Source organism: Candidatus Pantoea bituminis (assembly GCF_018842675.1).
Lineage (GTDB): Bacteria > Pseudomonadota > Gammaproteobacteria > Enterobacterales > Enterobacteriaceae > Pantoea > Pantoea phytostimulans.
This window is the reverse complement of sequence record NZ_JAGTWO010000004.1, coordinates 82,246-97,340: the sequence shown is the minus strand read 5'-3', so window position 1 is coordinate 97,340 and position 15,095 is coordinate 82,246. Positions and strand designations below refer to the sequence as shown.

The following is a 15,095-nucleotide window of genomic DNA, read 5'->3' as shown; positions in this document are numbered from 1 at the left end:
GCGACGCAAGTCGCCCTTTTTTAATGCCAGATAGCCATCGCTATCAGGCTAATCACCACTAATCCGCACAAAGAACTGGTCAGCATAAACTGCCCACGTACCCGCTCGCAGCGACGAATAAACTCTTCATCGTGGTGATCAAGATAACGCTTAGCCCAGATATAACGTACCAGCCGGACTTGTTTGCTTGGCTGCCCATGAGAAGTGAAAAAGCCCGCGCCATCGACATATTGATAGAGCAGCGGATCGCAGCCTCGTAATACCGCCAGCAAGGCGCGCAGAGAAGAGAAATAGCGCGCCATATTCACAATACAAACCACACACAGAGCCCAAAAAAGCGCGATGGTGCTGATCATCATGTTCCCCTCCCGGCTGGAGCCGCGGAGACGCTTGCAGCGGAATAACGCTAAATACGCCCCACAGAAATTGCCAACCACTGAATGAACCAGACTGCGATGTTGTTCTGACAAGCTCGGGCGCTCAGTACCATACGTGAGTAACCGTCATTTTCAGTGTAGGAGAAATGTTTCATTTTTTTCCAGCGATGATTTTCGTTCGGCGCGAGCAAAAATAGCGGACCTTTGATCTTATTCACAACCGTAGCGGCCGCGGAAGCATTTGTTAACATTCGCAGCTATACTCAACGGTAAAACAATATGACGCCTGCCTCGCAGGCAAACACTTTGGTGGCGCTCATCGCCCGTTCGCGCAAAGGATTTCGCCCAGCTGTGACGCGGCAGGAATACCGGTTGCCATCCTTAATCTCGTGGAAGGAGTTATATCATGGCTTATAAACATATCCTGATTGCAGTAGATCTTTCTCCCGAAAGCCAACTGTTAGTGGATAAAGCCGTTTCGTTGGCTCGCCCTTATGATGCAAAAATTTCTCTGATTCACGTAGACGTGAATTACTCCGATCTCTACACCGGTTTGATTGACGTAAATCTTGGCGATATGCAAAAGCGTATTTCTCAGGAGACGCACCAGGCATTAAGAGGCTTATCTGACTCGGCGGGTTATCCAATCAGCGAAACCCTGAGCGGCAGCGGCGATCTTGCCCAAGTGCTGGTAGACGCAATCAAAAAATATGATGTGGATATGGTGGTCTGCGGTCATCATCAAGATTTCTGGAGCAAACTGATGTCCTCAGCGCGTCAGCTCATCAACACCGTTCATATCGACATGCTGATCGTGCCGTTGCGCGATGAAGAAGACGAATAACGCGTTTTTCGCCTAAAAAAGCCGGTTGAATAACCGGCTTTTTTTATGCTTATTTTGCCAAGGGCGGATAGATATCGAAGCGATGGCTTTTTGTCACCACCGCCGATTGCGTCTCAATATTTGCCAGCGGCGGTGCGTAATCGGGTCGTTTCACCACGATGCGCTTTTTCGCTAAGCGCCGCGCCGGTTCCAGCAACGCGTCAGCATCCTCATCGGCACCCACCAGGGACTGAAATACCCGCATCTCTTTCTTCACCATGGCGCTTTTCTGGCGATGCGGATACATCGGATCGAGATAAACTACGTCAGGTTGTGGCGATATCTCGCTTAATGCCTGGGCGCTGGACGCATGGATCAACGTCAACCTTTCACGTAGCCAACCCCCGATTTCGGCATCCTGATAGCCGCGCTGTAAACCATCTTCTAACAGCGCTGCCACCACCGGATGACGCTCAAGCATCCGCACCCGGCAACCTAACGCTGCCAGCACAAAGGCATCACGTCCCAGACCGGCTGTTGCATCAACCACATCAGGCAAGTATCCGCCTTTAATGCCCACCGCTTTCGCTACCGCTTCACCGCGTCCGCCGCCAAAACGGCGACGATGCGCCATCGCACCGGAGACGAAATCGACAAAAATGCCGCCCAGCTTCGGTTCATCGCGCTTACGCAACTCAAGATGCGTAGGCGTTTGTACCAGCGCCAGCGGTGCATCGTCGTCATGCTCCAGCTGCCAGCGCTGCGCTAAAAGTGATAAGGCGCCGTCTCCGGCGCCTGATTCATCGATCAAACAGATTTTCACGTAACGACTTATCCCTGAATGCCGTAATGTTCCAGCATCGCATCCAGCTGCGGCTCACGTCCACGGAAGCGTTTAAACAGCTCCATCGGCTCTTCAGAGCCGCCGCGCGTCAGGATGTTATCAAGGAAGGATTGACCGGTTTCGCGGTTAAAAATCCCCTCTTCCTCGAAGCGTGAATAGGCGTCTGCGGCCAGTACATCTGCCCACAAATAGCTGTAATAACCTGCGGCGTAACCGCCGGCAAAGATATGGCTGAACGCGTGCGGGAATCGGCCCCATTCTGGGCTTGGCACCACGGCAACCCGGCTTTTCACTTCGCGCAGGGTTTCCAGAATTTGTGCACCTTTCTCTGGATTGAATTCCGTGTGCAAGCGGAAATCGAACAGGCCAAACTCCAGCTGACGCAGGATAAACAGCGCCGCCTGATAGTTCTTCGCCGCCAGCATTTTATCCAGCAATTCTTTTGGCAGCGGTTCGCCGGTTTCAAAGTGACCCGAAATAAACGCCAGCGCATCCGGTTCCCAGCACCAGTTTTCCATAAACTGACTTGGCAGCTCGACCGCATCCCAAGGCACACCGTTGATACCTGCCACGCCGGGGGTTTCCACGCGCGTGAGCATATGGTGCAAGCCATGACCAAATTCATGGAACAGCGTGATCACTTCATCGTGCGTGAACAGCGCAGGTTTCCCTTTCACCGGGCGATTGAAGTTACAGGTGAGATACGCCACCGGTTTTTGCAGATTACCATCCGCTTTACGCATCTGGCCGACGCAATCGTCCATCCATGCCCCGCCGCGTTTGTGCTCGCGCGCATACAGGTCAAGGTAGAAGCTGCCGCGCAGCTCGCCGGTTTCATCAAACAGGTCGAAGAAACGCACGTCTGGATGATAAACATCAACATCGGTACGCTCTTTAGCGGTAATGCCGTAAATCCGTTTTACCACTTCAAACAAGCCCGCAACCGCGCGTGATTCTGGGAAGTAAGGACGCAGTTGCTCATCGCTGATGGTATAAAGATGCTGCTTCTGTTTTTCGCCGTAGTAAGTGAGATCCCAAGGATTCAGGCTTTCAACGCCATGCTCTTTTTCAGCAAAGGCGCGCAGCTGTTGCAGCTCTTTTTCACCCTGTGGACGGGCGCGTTTTGCCAAATCATTCAGGAAGTCGATCACCTGCGATGGGCTTTCCGCCATTTTGGTGGCCAGGGATTTGTGGGCAAAGGAATCAAAGCCCAGCAGCTGAGCCAGCTCATGGCGCAGCGCCAACTCTTCTGCCATGATCGGACCGTTGTCCCACTTACCGGCGTTTGGACCTTGATCAGACGCGCGCGTTGAGTAAGCGCGATACATCTCTTCACGCAGTGCAGCGTTATCGCAATAGGTCATCACCGGCAAATAGCTTGGGATATCCAGCGTCAGCAACCAGCCCTCTTGCTCTTTCGCTTCGGCTTGAGCTTTGGCCGCTGCCATTGCGCTTTCCGGCATACCGGCAAGCTCGCTTTCATCGGTGATCAGCTTGCTCCAGCCCATGGTGGCATCGAGCACGTTGTTGCTATAGGCAGAACCCAACTCAGAGAGGCGCGCGGCGATTTCGCCATAACGTTTCTGCTTCTCTTTATCCAGACCAATACCGGAGAGTTCAAAATCACGCAGCGCGTTATCGACCGCTTTTTTCTGTGCTAAATCCAGTGCCGCGTAATTTTCGCCCTCTTTTAGATTGCGATACGCCTGATACAAACCTTCATGCTGTCCTACCCATGTGCTGTATTCAGAGAGCAGCGGCAGCGTTTGTTCATACGCCTGACGCAGCTCCGGGCTGTTTTTCACTGAGTTAAGGTGGCTAACCGGCGAGAAGATGCGGCCAAGACGATCATCGGTTTCTGCCAGCGGCTGAACAAGATTATCCCAGGTGTAAGGTGCGCCTTGCGCCACGACTTTTTCCACCATGGCACGACAGTCGGTCAACACCTCGGTAACGGCGGGAACCACATGTTCAGGTTGGATGGCAGAAAATGGCGGCAGATCAAAAGAAGTGAGTAACGGATTGGTCATAGCGCAGTCCTTTATCGATGTATGAGGCGCGACAGGTCGCGCAATGCAATCAAAGTAACATGCGGTTAAGTGTAGCGAAAATCAATGGCGGCTATGATGAGGCGCGGAAGAAACGGACAGCGACGAGGCGCAAGGCATAAAAAGCGTCTTGCTACGCAAGCACAATTCACACATCTGGAACGGGTAGCGCGACATCACCCGATTGTTGAGTCACCGCTAACCGAATCTTTAATTTGCAGATATTTATTGGTTTGTGCGCCGGATTTCTGGAATTCAGCCACGTCGTACAGGTCGAAAGGGCCATAAAATGACTAAACTTAAGCTGCAAGCGCTGTTGAATAGCGCGAAACGTCAGCAATTGTTCGCATCTGACGTTATAATCCAGCGCACTCGCTGTATCCCTTTTTAGCTGCAACCTCGGAAATCCCATTTTTTATGCTGAGTTATCGCCACAGTTTTCACGCCGGCAACCATGCTGATGTGCTGAAACACACCGTACAAAGCCTGATCATCACCGCCCTTAAAGAGAAAGAAAAACCGTTTTTCTATCTCGATACGCATGCGGGTGCAGGACGTTATCAATTGAGCGGTGAGCACGCTGAGCGCACCGGCGAATACCTGGAAGGGATTTCGCGTATCTGGCAACAGCCAGACGCACCCGAGCTGTTGCAACCTTATTTCGATGCCATTAAATCGCTTAATCGTGGCGATACCTTGCGTTATTACCCCGGTTCGCCGCTGATTGCCCGTCATTTGCTACGTGAAGATGACAAACTGCAACTGACGGAACTGCATTCCAGCGATTACCCGCTGCTGCGTAACGAGTTTGGCAAAGATAGCCGCGCCCGCGTTGAACGCGCCGACGGTTATCAACAGTTAAAGGCCAAGCTGCCGCCACCTTCACGTCGTGGCTTGATTCTGATCGATCCGCCGTATGAGATGAAAAGTGATTATCAGGCGGTAGTAAAAGGTATTCAGGAAGGCCACAAACGCTTTAACACTGGCGTCTTTGCGCTGTGGTATCCAGTGGTTATGCGTCAGCAGATCAAACACATGATGCGTGATTTCGAAGCGACCGGCATTCGCAATATTTTGCAGATTGAACTGGCGGTGCGTCCTGACAGCGCTCAACGTGGCATGACAGCATCGGGCATGATTGTGATCAATCCACCATGGAAACTGGCTGGCCAAATGAACACGTTGCTGCCTTGGCTGCATAAAAGTTGGTTCCTGCTGGCACCGGTCATTTCAGCGTGACGCAGGTCGTACCCGAGTAACGCATAACGCTGCCGCGATGTTAACGTCGCGGCAAATGTCATCTGTAGGCTTCTGTCATGTGGTTAGTTCTGGCTGGCGCGCTGATTTCACTGGCGCAGGCAAAACGCCTGGCGCTGCTGCTGCTGACACTCTCACTTTTGCTGGGACTTTATCAGGGTCTATTGAGCTGGCCAGCCGGCATATTGATTTTACTTTCGGCAAGCCTCGTCGGGCTGCGTTTACGTTACCCAGCCAATCCTCAACTGCAAAGCAGCACCGAAGCGCTGTTAGTCTTCATCTGTATTGGGCTGTTTCTGCATCTTTTCCCCGGATTTCATCAGCCGCCGCACGTCGAAGCGGTGAGAGCAGGCCCGCAAAGCGTGCCTTTTAGCTTCTCGTTCAATTTTGATAAAGCATTAATTCCTTTTCTGCTGCTAGCCTGCACGCCCACGCTGTTCAACACTGCCGCCCATCCGCCACGGCATAACATCGTTTGGTTTGCCTTGGTGGCTGCTATTCCCCTGCTGCTTTGTTTGGCGGTGATGCTGGGTGGATTAGGATTTGAACCGCATTTTCCCGCGTGGATTTGGGCGTTCATGTTGTCCAATCTGTTTTTCGTGGCGCTGGCTGAAGAAGCTTTTTTCGCGGTTATTTGCAGCACCGCTTGCGCCAGCGAGTAGGCGGAGGCAAAGCCTTGTGGATAACGTCACTGCTGTTTGGATTGGTACATTTTCCAGGCGGTGTATTGCTGGTGATTTTTGCCACGCTCGCCGGGATAATTTACGGCCTTGCGTGGCACTGGAGCGGCCGCTTGTGGATCGCAACCGCATGCCACTTCACCTTCAATATGACGCATCTGCTATTTTTTACTTACCCTGCGCTGCAGCATTAAAAGGTGAAGACCGCCAAATCATGCGCTATCTCAGTCGCCGGAAAAATGGTCTGACATTCTGCCAGCAGGCGCGCCATATCCTGCGGCAGGTAGCGTGAGCTAAAGTGCGTGGCAATCAAACGCTTAGCCCCTGCGTCTTTCGCCGCTTGTGCTGCCTGAAGCGTGGTTGAATGCCCACGTCCGTTTGCCTTTTCAATCATCGCGGCTTCAAGCGTGGTTTCATGCACCATCAAATCAACATCCGCCGCGAGCTGAAGCGCAACCTCAGTCGGTGCTGTATCGCCAAATATCGCCAGCGTTTTGCCTTTGGTCGCGGGCCCCAAATAGTGTGCGCCATTAATCACGCGGCCATCTTCCAGCGTCACTTTTTGGCCCAGCTTCAGCTGTTGATACCACGGCCCGCGCGGCACACCTTCCGCTTTCAGACGCGGCGCATCCAGAAAACCCGGTTTATCGTACTGTTCAATGCGATAACCAAAGCATTCAATGACGTGATTCAACGGCCAGGCCGTCACCCGAAATTCGCCATCATCCAAAACCGTTCCGGCTTCAATCTCAATAATGTCCAGCGGATAGCTGGTAAAAGATCCGCTCAGTGACAGCGCAGTTTCAATGAAGGTTTTAATGCCTTTTGGCCCATAAACGGTAAAAGGATCAAGCAGTCCCGCCATTGAGCGGCTGGTTAATAAACCCGGCAGGCCAAAGATGTGATCGCCGTGCAGGTGCGTAATAAAAATCTTATCCAATCTGCCCGGTTTCAGCGCAGTGCGCATGAATTGAAGCTGGGTACCTTCACCACAGTCGAAGAGCCAGGTTTCGCCGCGAATTGAGCGGGTAAAAGCGATAGAGGTTACGTTGCGTTGCAGGCTGGGCGCACCGCCGCCGGTACCAAGAAAAGTAAGGTGCATGCTATGCTTCCCTGTAATGTGTGGAAAAAATTCGACCCTATTACAATCATAGGCGCAAACTTTGCGTCATTTCGACCCGCAGCGTTACACTCTATGCCAATTTTTCTTGCAACCAGATGGATACTGCAATGACCCGACATTTTGACTATCTCGCCATTGGCGGCGGCAGCGGCGGCATCGCTTCAATTAACCGTGCGGCGATGCATGGACAAAAATGCGCCCTGATCGAAGCCAAAGAATTGGGCGGCACCTGCGTCAACGTAGGTTGCGTGCCGAAGAAAATAATGTGGCACGCTGCGCAAATCGCTGAAGCTATCCATCTTTATGGCCCCGATTACGGCTTCGATACCACGGTAAACCGCTTCGATTGGGCGACCCTGGTGAAAAATCGCAGCGCCTATATTGATCGTATTCACACCTCCTACGACAACGTGCTGGGCAAAAACCAGGTTGAAGTGATCAGAGGTTTTGCCCGCTTCGTTGATGCGAACACAGTGGAAGTCAACGGTGAAACCATCACCGCCGATCACATCTTAATCGCGACCGGCGGCCGTCCAAGCCATCCTCGCATTCCGGGTGCGGAATATGGCATCGATTCCGACGGTTTCTTTGAACTCGACGCGTTGCCAAAGCGCACTGCGGTCATCGGTGCCGGTTATATCGCCGTTGAGCTGGCGGGCGTGGTGAATGCGCTGGGTTCGGAAACGCATCTGTTCGTGCGTCAACATGCGCCGCTGCGCACCTTTGATCCGCTGATCACCGAAACGCTGGTTGAAGTCATGAACACCGAAGGCCCAACACTGCACACCCATTCCATCCCTAAAGCTGTGATTAAAAATAGTGATGGCAGCCTGACGCTGCAGTTAGAAAATGGCAGCGAGCAAACGGTTGATTGTCTGGTTTGGGCTATTGGCCGCGAACCAGCTAACGATGTGTTGAACATTGAAGCCGCAGGCGTGGAACTGGACGAAAAAGGCTATATCAAGGTTGATAAGTTCCAGAACACCAACGTGCCAGGCGTTTACGCCGTGGGCGATAACACGGGCGCAGTCGAGCTGACTCCCGTGGCCGTCGCCGCTGGCCGTCGTCTTTCCGAGCGCTTGTTCAACAACAAGCCGGACGAGCATCTGGATTACAGCAACATCCCAACCGTGGTATTCAGCCATCCACCGATTGGCACTGTAGGTTTAACCGAGCCACAAGCGCGTGAGCAATATGGCGACGATCAGGTGAAAGTCTATAAATCGGCCTTTACCGCGATGTATACCGCCGTGACGCAGCATCGCCAACCCTGCCGCATGAAGCTGGTTTGTGTCGGCGCTGAAGAGAAGATTGTCGGCATTCACGGAATCGGATTTGGTATGGACGAGATGCTGCAAGGCTTCGCCGTGGCGCTGAAAATGGGCGCGACCAAAAAGATTTTGATAATACCGTCGCGATTCACCCAACGGCTTCGGAAGAGTTTGTGACAATGCGCTAATAGCCGCCATTGATTACACATTTATTTCTCATCAGAATCCTACATGTTGAATGTAGGATTTTTTTGGCAATCTACCTAGGATCGGCAATTCATCCTTTATATGAACCCTGAGTTTTAAAAGAATAAAAAAGGCTCAATATTGAGCCTTTTACGATCATACCAACCCTATAAGATGCTTGGTTCATAATAAAAGGGTTAACTCTCTCTCTATAAGAACCTCGCGCTATCCACTTTATACGCAACTGACTTGTGCGCTTTCAATGCCGTTAATCATGCCGGTGGCCTTAAGGCTGCTTATTGATGCGGTGAAAGCCAACTATCAGCCCTGGCGCGCTGGCGCGTTGTGCACCAGCGTGTAAGCGTAATCAACGCCCATGCCATAAGCACCACTGTGTTCACGAACCAGATCCATCACCGCGTCATAGGTCTCTTTACGTGACCAGTCGCGTTGATATTCAAGCAGCACCTGCTGCCAGGTGACAGGAATCGCACCCGCCTGCACCATACGCTGTACTGAGCGTTCGTGTGCATCAACGCTGGTGCCGCCCGACGTATCGGTGACCACGTAGACTTCAAAGCCTTCGTTCAGTGCCATCAATGCCGGGAATGTCAGACAAACTTCCGTCCACAGCGCGGAAATCACCAGTTTTTTGCGGCCCGTTTTTTTCACGGCTTCGACGAATTTGGCATCTTCCCACGAGTTCATCGAGGTGCGTTCAATCGGTTTAATCTCCGGGTGAACCGCCAGCAGTTCAGGCCAGATATAACCGCTGAAGCTTTCGGTCTCAACGGAGGTATAAATCGTCGGCACGTTAAAAATCTTGCCCGCCTTGGCGAGGGCGACAGTGTTATTTTTAAGCTGCTGACGATCAATATTGGCGACGCCGAAAGCCATTTGCGGCTGATGGTCGATGAAGATCAGGGTAGAGTTTTGTGGGTCGAGCAGGTCAAGTTTAGACATGATTATTTCCTCTCAGAAGCCGTTGATTAGGTGGTTGTGCTGTTGGAATAAACTTTACGGCGACAGGCGCATAAGAGATAACGGAATGCATTTGATAACTTGTTCAAAGAATTTATAGAAGCTTGTTAAGAAAGGATTTTTCTGGGGAAAATAGCGAATTCAGGCATGAAAAAGGCGGTTTTATGCCGCCTTATTAACATTTTTTGTGGGTGCAGCGCTGCACCGGTTCGGTGCAGATTAACTTAGTCGATCCAGCCAGCCTACATAGGCTTGATCCCACAGTGCGGCAGGCGTTCCTGCTTTACCTAAACCAAAACCGTGTCCGCCTTTACTGATTTGAATCAGCTCAACCGGGACACGATTACGCCGACAGGTATCGCGCATAAGTTCCGTATTGAAAGGGTTTGAGGTGTGATCGTCCTCGGCCTGCGCCAGGAACGTGGGCGGATAGCTGCGTGTAACGTAATTTTGCACCGACCAGTTAGCTTCATCTTGCGGCGTGGCGTTTTTCCCCACCAACATTAAGTGGGTTGTGGTGTGCTGATACGGCGCTTCCAGCGTAATCACGGGGTAGATCAGACCTACGCTATCCACTTTCGGCACCACTTCATCCAGAGGATCCTGCGGAGCATAAGAGTCATATTCTGGGCGCGCGGCCGCCATTCCCAACAGATGCCCACCCGCAGAGAAGCCCAGCACATGCACCTTGCGCTCAAAAGAGCGCACCAAGCGAATGGCGCGTTGCGCATCCTGTAGCGGCGCTAAATGCCCGGCTTGCCATTTTTCCTGCGGCAGGCGGTAGCTCAGCACATACGCGGTATAGCCATGGGCGTTTAGCCAGCGCGCCACCGGCCAGGCTTCACGCCCCATTCCAATCCAACGATAGCCGCCACCGGCAGCAATTATTACCGCCTCGCCGTTGGGATTTTCAGGCTTAAACCGTTGAATTGACGGGCTAACAATGTTCGACCATGAACCCGTTTTATTGATATGCAGCTCGCCGGACGGTCCGCCACCGCCGGGCGGATCGTCCGGCCAGAGGGGAATAATGTCGTCTCGAGCAAACAATTTGCCAGTGGTCATAGAAAGCGCAAGGGCTCCCGTGCCGAGAATAAAGTGTCGACGCGTAATCATGATGCCTGTATTTCAATGCTCAAATGATCAGCAAACCGTTGCGGTTCACTGAGGAGTGATTATGTAATGCAAGTCCAGTGCCAAATGCTGGCGATTATGTACGCAACTTTGCCTTAAAATCCATAAAAAAACGCGCCAGTCAGGCGCGTTTATTCGTTAATCAAGCTGAACTAATCTTCTTGCTGAAACTGCGTCATGACAGTCTGTTCACACTGCTGTTCATTGGCACGTAATTTAGCGCGTTCTTCATCGCCCAGTTGCAGCCAGGCACTGGCCACTTCATTGGCGGTATCTTCATCAAACTCGGGCTGATTCATGGCTGAAGGTGACTGGCTTTGCGCGACATACGTCTTCATTTTTTCAACGTATTGATCAGCGCTGGAAACCGCGTGCTCGCTGCTAACAATGTGACACAGCTGGCTGGCATACACATTTTGTTCGCCTTCGTTGGCTGCCAGCGCACTGCCGGAAACCAGCATGCCCAGCAGCAGTAGTTGAGTAGCTTTCATTACTGACTCCTGTTTTTTTAAATTAAGCAAAAACGTTAGTTACGATGTCGTGCTTCAAGGCGTTTCTGCCGCCAATTCAACAGCGGTGTCACCGTTACACCGTGAACCACTATGCTGCTTACCACTAGCGTCAACGCCATATCCACCATCATTTCGGCCTGCGCACCTTCCATGCCATGCACCCAGGCAAAAGCGATATAGTTAAGGCTACCGATGCCGCGAATACCCAGCCAACCTATCAGCAAGCGTTGCGCTGTGGGAATGCCGGCTCCGATAGTTACCAGCCACACCGCGACCGGCCGTACTACAACAAACAGTAGCAGGCCAAGCATCACACCGTTGAGATTCCAGTGATACGCCAGCGTTACGCCCAGCACCACCATCATCAACGCAGCCAATAAACGTTCAATAGTATCGCCGAATGACAACGCATCGCCTACGACCAAACCCACCGATTTCACCATGCCGTTGTCATCGTGCTCCATGCGTTTATTGGGATTTACCAAGGCTTCCGCTGGCATCACGCGCTCATCATCGGTCATATCATCCGTTTGATAGCGTTTGAACACCCCAGCTCGGCACGACGTAAGCCTACGCCGGCAGCAAACGCAGCGAGAAAGCCAGACGCACCCAGCCATTGTGTCAACGCATAACTCAGGGCGATCAGCGCCAGCGCAAGAAAATCATTGGGTGCGACATTACCATGCGCACTACGTAAATTGGTTGCCAGCGAGCCGATCAATCGCCCAAGCACAAAGCCAATCAGCAAACCACCGCCAATCGCCCAAAGCACCTCAGTCGCGCCCCAATGTGTCAGCAGCGTGCCGTTCACGCTTTTACCGTTAAACAGCGCCAACGCCAAAACCAGCAACGGCAATGCCGAGCCATCATTCATGCCAGCTTCACTTGAGATTGCGACACGCAGTGAATCATCGTCACGCGCATCGTTAACAGAAATCAGACTCGCCAGCACCGGATCGGTGGGTGCGACAATTGCGCCAAACGCCAGCGACAGCGGCCAGTCAAAACCAATTATCCAGTGCACCAGCGCAGTCATTGCGGCAACAGTGAGCAGCATAGCCGGGAACGCCAGCCTGACGCCAGTACGCCAGCTGCGCGCTTTTAACGGCAAACGCAATTTTAACCCAGTGATGAACAGCGACGCTGCCATGGTGATTTCAGTGATGTGCGCTACCAGCTCGGAATGGCGGATAATGTCAATTTGCAGGACGTTAAAAACCCACGGGCCGCATAACACGCCTGCAACCAGAAAAAGTCCAAATGAGGTCACTGGCCCACGGTGTATCCAACCGGCAGCCAGTGACATAAGCAGTAGCAGACAGCCGGTTGCGGCTGTCCAGGCGAGAAAATCCATAACGCTCCAATTATTTCCAGATTATCTTTAATCCTGGCACATCTTTTGAAAATGAGGTGAGCGTCATGGCAAGCACAATATAATCAGTTTTTAAGATGGCGACTGGCAAAGCGCACCGCCAAACTCGCTGCTCCGGCTAACGTGGATAACGCCACCACGCCGTTCCAACCCCAATGCGCCAGCGCCAGGCTTCCCAAGGCTGCACCGCTTGCCATCCCAATAAAGACAACGGTAAACAGCAAGGCATTCAGGCGGCTACGCGCTTCCGGGGCAAGGCCATAAACCAATGTTTGGTGGGCGACCAAGGTGGCCTGCACGCCTAAATCAAAACCGACGGTACTGATGATGATCAATGCTAGCTGAGCAGGCATCGGCAGCAGCGGCAGTAAAAACATCAAGGCGAAAGAAACGGTCACTAACGCTGCGCCCACTTGGGTAACGCGTGCCGGGCCGATGCGGTCGGCTACGCTGCCTGCCAGCGGCGCAGCCAATGCGCCCGCCGCGCCGGCCAAACCAAATGCACCCGCAACGGCGCTGTCGAAATGAAACCGCTCGCTAAGCATGATCGCTAACGTTGACCAAAAGGCGCTGAAACCCACCGATAACAATCCTTGCGCTAACGCGGCACGGCGCAATGTTTGATGCTGACGCCAGAGATGCACCAACGACAGCAGTAAACGTGGATAGCTCACCGATGTGCCCGGCGTAAAGCGTGGCAGCACGCGCCACAGCGCCAGGCTAATGAAAAGCACCGCCAGCGCAGCGATCATATACATGGTGCGCCAGCCGAAATATTCCGCCACTACGCCGCTCACTACGCGTGACAGCAAAATCCCCACCAGCAAACCCGTCATGACGGTGCCAACTGTTTTGCCGCGGCTGCGCTCTGGTGCTAACGCTGCAGAAGCGGGAACGATATCCTGCGCCACAGTGGCGGTTAATCCGGTAGCAAAGCTGGCAACCAGCAGCGCACTCAGACCACCCGAAAATCCACACAGCAGCAGCGCCGCCATTAACAGCAGCCCTTTGATTAATATAATGGTGCGGCGATCGTGTCGGTCGCCGAGCGGTGCCAGCAGTAAAATGCCCAACGCATAACCCGCCTGCGTCAGCATCGGTACCATGCCCACCGCGCCAACGCCCACGTTGAATTGCTTGCTGATGATATCCAGCATGGGCTGGCTGTAGTAAATCGACGCCACGCTTAAACCCGCGCCTGCTGCGAGTGTAAAAACCAACGGGCCCGGAAGGGCTTCGGCCTGGTCGCTATTGATGCTGTTAACTGCTGACATAATCTCTTCCTATAAATTCATTTCGCACATTAAAGCGCATTGCGGCTATACGCGGTAGACTGCTTAAAAGCAAAACCGTTATGCGCGAGGCGTATGAGCAACCCCATCAGCAGTGATCGCATTGAGCTAATGCAAACTTTTATCCGCATTGTTGAGAGCGGCAGTCTGTCAGCCGCAGCGCAACAACTTGGCACTACGCAGCCGACCATCAGTCGTCGCTTGCAGACGCTGGAGCAGCGGCTCGGCCTGAAACTGATTATGCGCACTACCCATGCGCTGAAACTCACCGATGATGGTGAACGTTGCTATGCGCAAGCGCGGCAGCTGCTGGCAACCTGGTATGCGCTTGAAGACGATTTGACGCGTGCCAGCGACGATCCGGTAGGAACATTGCGCGTGCGTGCGCCGCATGCATTTGGTCAAGATCAGCTGATCGCCCCGCTGCTCGACTACCTGCGGCGTTATCCACGCCTGAATGTCGAGTGGATGTTAAACGATCGCACGCCCGATTTTATGGCAGAGAACGTGGACTGCGCGATTCAGGTCGGTGCACCGACAGACACCTCGCTGGTGGCGATTTTACTGGCTGAAGTTCCGCGCATTGTAGTGGCATCGCCAGACGTATTGGCACAGCACGCTCCTGTCGAACAGGTTGAACAATTGTGTGATTTGCCTTGGCTGGCGCTGACCAGTTTTTATCGTAATGAAGTGGCATTGCAGCGAGTTCAGGATGGACAGCCCGTGAATCTGGCTATTACGCCAAGGTTGAGCAGCGACAGCTTATATGCGGTGCGCAAAGCGGCTTTAGCAGGAATGGGTGCAGCGATCGTGTCGGCTTGGGTAGTGCAGGAGGATTTGGCTGCTGGACGGCTCATTCAACTGACGCCGGAATGGCAAGCACCGCCGCTGCCCATTTGGCTAACTTATCCGTGGGCAAGTTATTACCCGGCAAGGCTAACCCAGTTTTTTGCAATGATTAAAGATGTAATGCCTACGCTGGCAGGTACAAGGCCAGCATCACGTTAGGTTTGGAAGGTGCGCGCTATCCCCCATCCCGGCCTTCCCCGCGACGCGGGGAAGGAGACGCTGCCACATGCTGGTATTGAGCTGACATATTTCAGCGTCTTCCTCCCCATTTATGGGGGAGGATTGAGGTGGGGGACAAACGACTTCCTCTGCGCGCTATCCCCCATCCCGGCCTTCCCCGCGACGC

10 protein-coding genes and 4 pseudogenes are annotated in these 15,095 nt (G+C 53.0%); 5 read left to right on the top strand and 9 right to left on the bottom strand.

Annotated elements, in window-relative coordinates; genetic code table 11:
• Window positions 1–20: 20 nt before the first annotated feature.
• Window positions 21–356, bottom strand: a complete 336-nt coding sequence (uspB, locus tag KQP84_RS04080; protein ID WP_215848203.1) for a universal stress protein UspB — start codon at window positions 354–356, stop codon at window positions 21–23.
• A 427-nt stretch (window positions 357–783) separates the two neighbouring features.
• On the opposite strand from uspB, the gene uspA reads away from it, so the two are divergent.
• On the top strand, window positions 784–1,221 hold the full coding sequence (gene uspA / locus KQP84_RS04075; RefSeq protein WP_215845322.1) for a universal stress protein UspA: 438 nt from the start codon (window positions 784–786) through the stop codon (window positions 1,219–1,221).
• Between the two features lie 49 nt (window positions 1,222–1,270).
• Here uspA and rsmJ read toward each other — a convergent pair whose 3' ends face one another.
• Entirely contained in the window at window positions 1,271–2,023 is a 753-nt protein-coding gene (rsmJ, locus tag KQP84_RS04070) for a 16S rRNA (guanine(1516)-N(2))-methyltransferase RsmJ (protein ID WP_215845321.1), read from the bottom strand.
• Window positions 2,024–2,031: 8 nt separating this feature from the next.
• Window positions 2,032–4,074, bottom strand: coding sequence for an oligopeptidase A (prlC, locus tag KQP84_RS04065; protein ID WP_215845320.1), 2,043 nt, complete (start codon window positions 4,072–4,074; stop codon window positions 2,032–2,034).
• A 435-nt stretch (window positions 4,075–4,509) separates the two neighbouring features.
• Between prlC and KQP84_RS04060 the strand changes: the two are divergent.
• Together KQP84_RS04060 and KQP84_RS04055 are read left to right on the top strand one after the other, a co-directional pair.
• Window positions 4,510–5,351 (top strand): annotated as a pseudogene (locus tag KQP84_RS04060) (23S rRNA (adenine(2030)-N(6))-methyltransferase RlmJ).
• A gap of 57 nt (window positions 5,352–5,408) precedes the next feature.
• Window positions 5,409–6,223 (top strand): annotated as a pseudogene (locus KQP84_RS04055) (CPBP family intramembrane glutamic endopeptidase).
• On the opposite strand, the gene rnz reads toward KQP84_RS04055, so the two are convergent.
• Window positions 6,220–7,131 carry a ribonuclease Z gene (rnz, locus tag KQP84_RS04050; protein ID WP_215845318.1) on the bottom strand — a complete coding sequence of 304 codons (912 nt, stop codon included), beginning with the start codon at window positions 7,129–7,131 and terminating at the stop codon, window positions 6,220–6,222. The pseudogene KQP84_RS04055 and the gene rnz overlap by 4 nt on opposite strands.
• Before the next feature lie 128 nt (window positions 7,132–7,259).
• Between rnz and gorA the strand changes: the two are divergent.
• A pseudogene (gene gorA, locus KQP84_RS04045) lies at window positions 7,260–8,611 on the top strand (glutathione-disulfide reductase).
• Window positions 8,612–8,930: 319 nt separating this feature from the next.
• Here the strand turns inward: gorA and KQP84_RS04040 are convergent.
• The 5 genes and pseudogenes from KQP84_RS04040 to KQP84_RS04020 all read right to left on the bottom strand — a co-directional run bounded on the left by KQP84_RS04040 (window position 8,931) and on the right by KQP84_RS04020 (window position 13,882).
• Entirely contained in the window at window positions 8,931–9,572 is a 642-nt protein-coding gene (locus KQP84_RS04040; protein WP_215845317.1) for a hydrolase, read from the bottom strand.
• 237 nt (window positions 9,573–9,809) lie between these two features.
• The gene (locus KQP84_RS04035) at window positions 9,810–10,706 is read right to left on the bottom strand and encodes an alpha/beta hydrolase (protein WP_215845316.1); all 897 of its coding nucleotides are present in this window, start codon (window positions 10,704–10,706) and stop codon (window positions 9,810–9,812) included.
• A 170-nt stretch (window positions 10,707–10,876) separates the two neighbouring features.
• On the bottom strand, window positions 10,877–11,215 hold the full coding sequence (locus KQP84_RS04030; protein WP_215845315.1) for a hypothetical protein: 339 nt from the start codon (window positions 11,213–11,215) through the stop codon (window positions 10,877–10,879).
• A 35-nt stretch (window positions 11,216–11,250) separates the two neighbouring features.
• A pseudogene (locus tag KQP84_RS04025) lies at window positions 11,251–12,590 on the bottom strand (cation:proton antiporter).
• Window positions 12,591–12,673: 83 nt separating this feature from the next.
• Window positions 12,674–13,882, bottom strand: a complete 1,209-nt coding sequence (locus KQP84_RS04020; protein WP_215845314.1) for an MFS transporter — start codon at window positions 13,880–13,882, stop codon at window positions 12,674–12,676.
• Between the two features lie 93 nt (window positions 13,883–13,975).
• Here KQP84_RS04020 and KQP84_RS04015 point away from each other — a divergent pair, with 93 nt between their 5' ends.
• Window positions 13,976–14,908: a LysR family transcriptional regulator gene (locus tag KQP84_RS04015; RefSeq protein ID WP_215845313.1), complete on the top strand. Its 933-nt coding sequence runs from the start codon at window positions 13,976–13,978 to the stop codon at window positions 14,906–14,908.
• The last annotated feature ends 187 nt before the right edge of the window (window positions 14,909–15,095 follow it).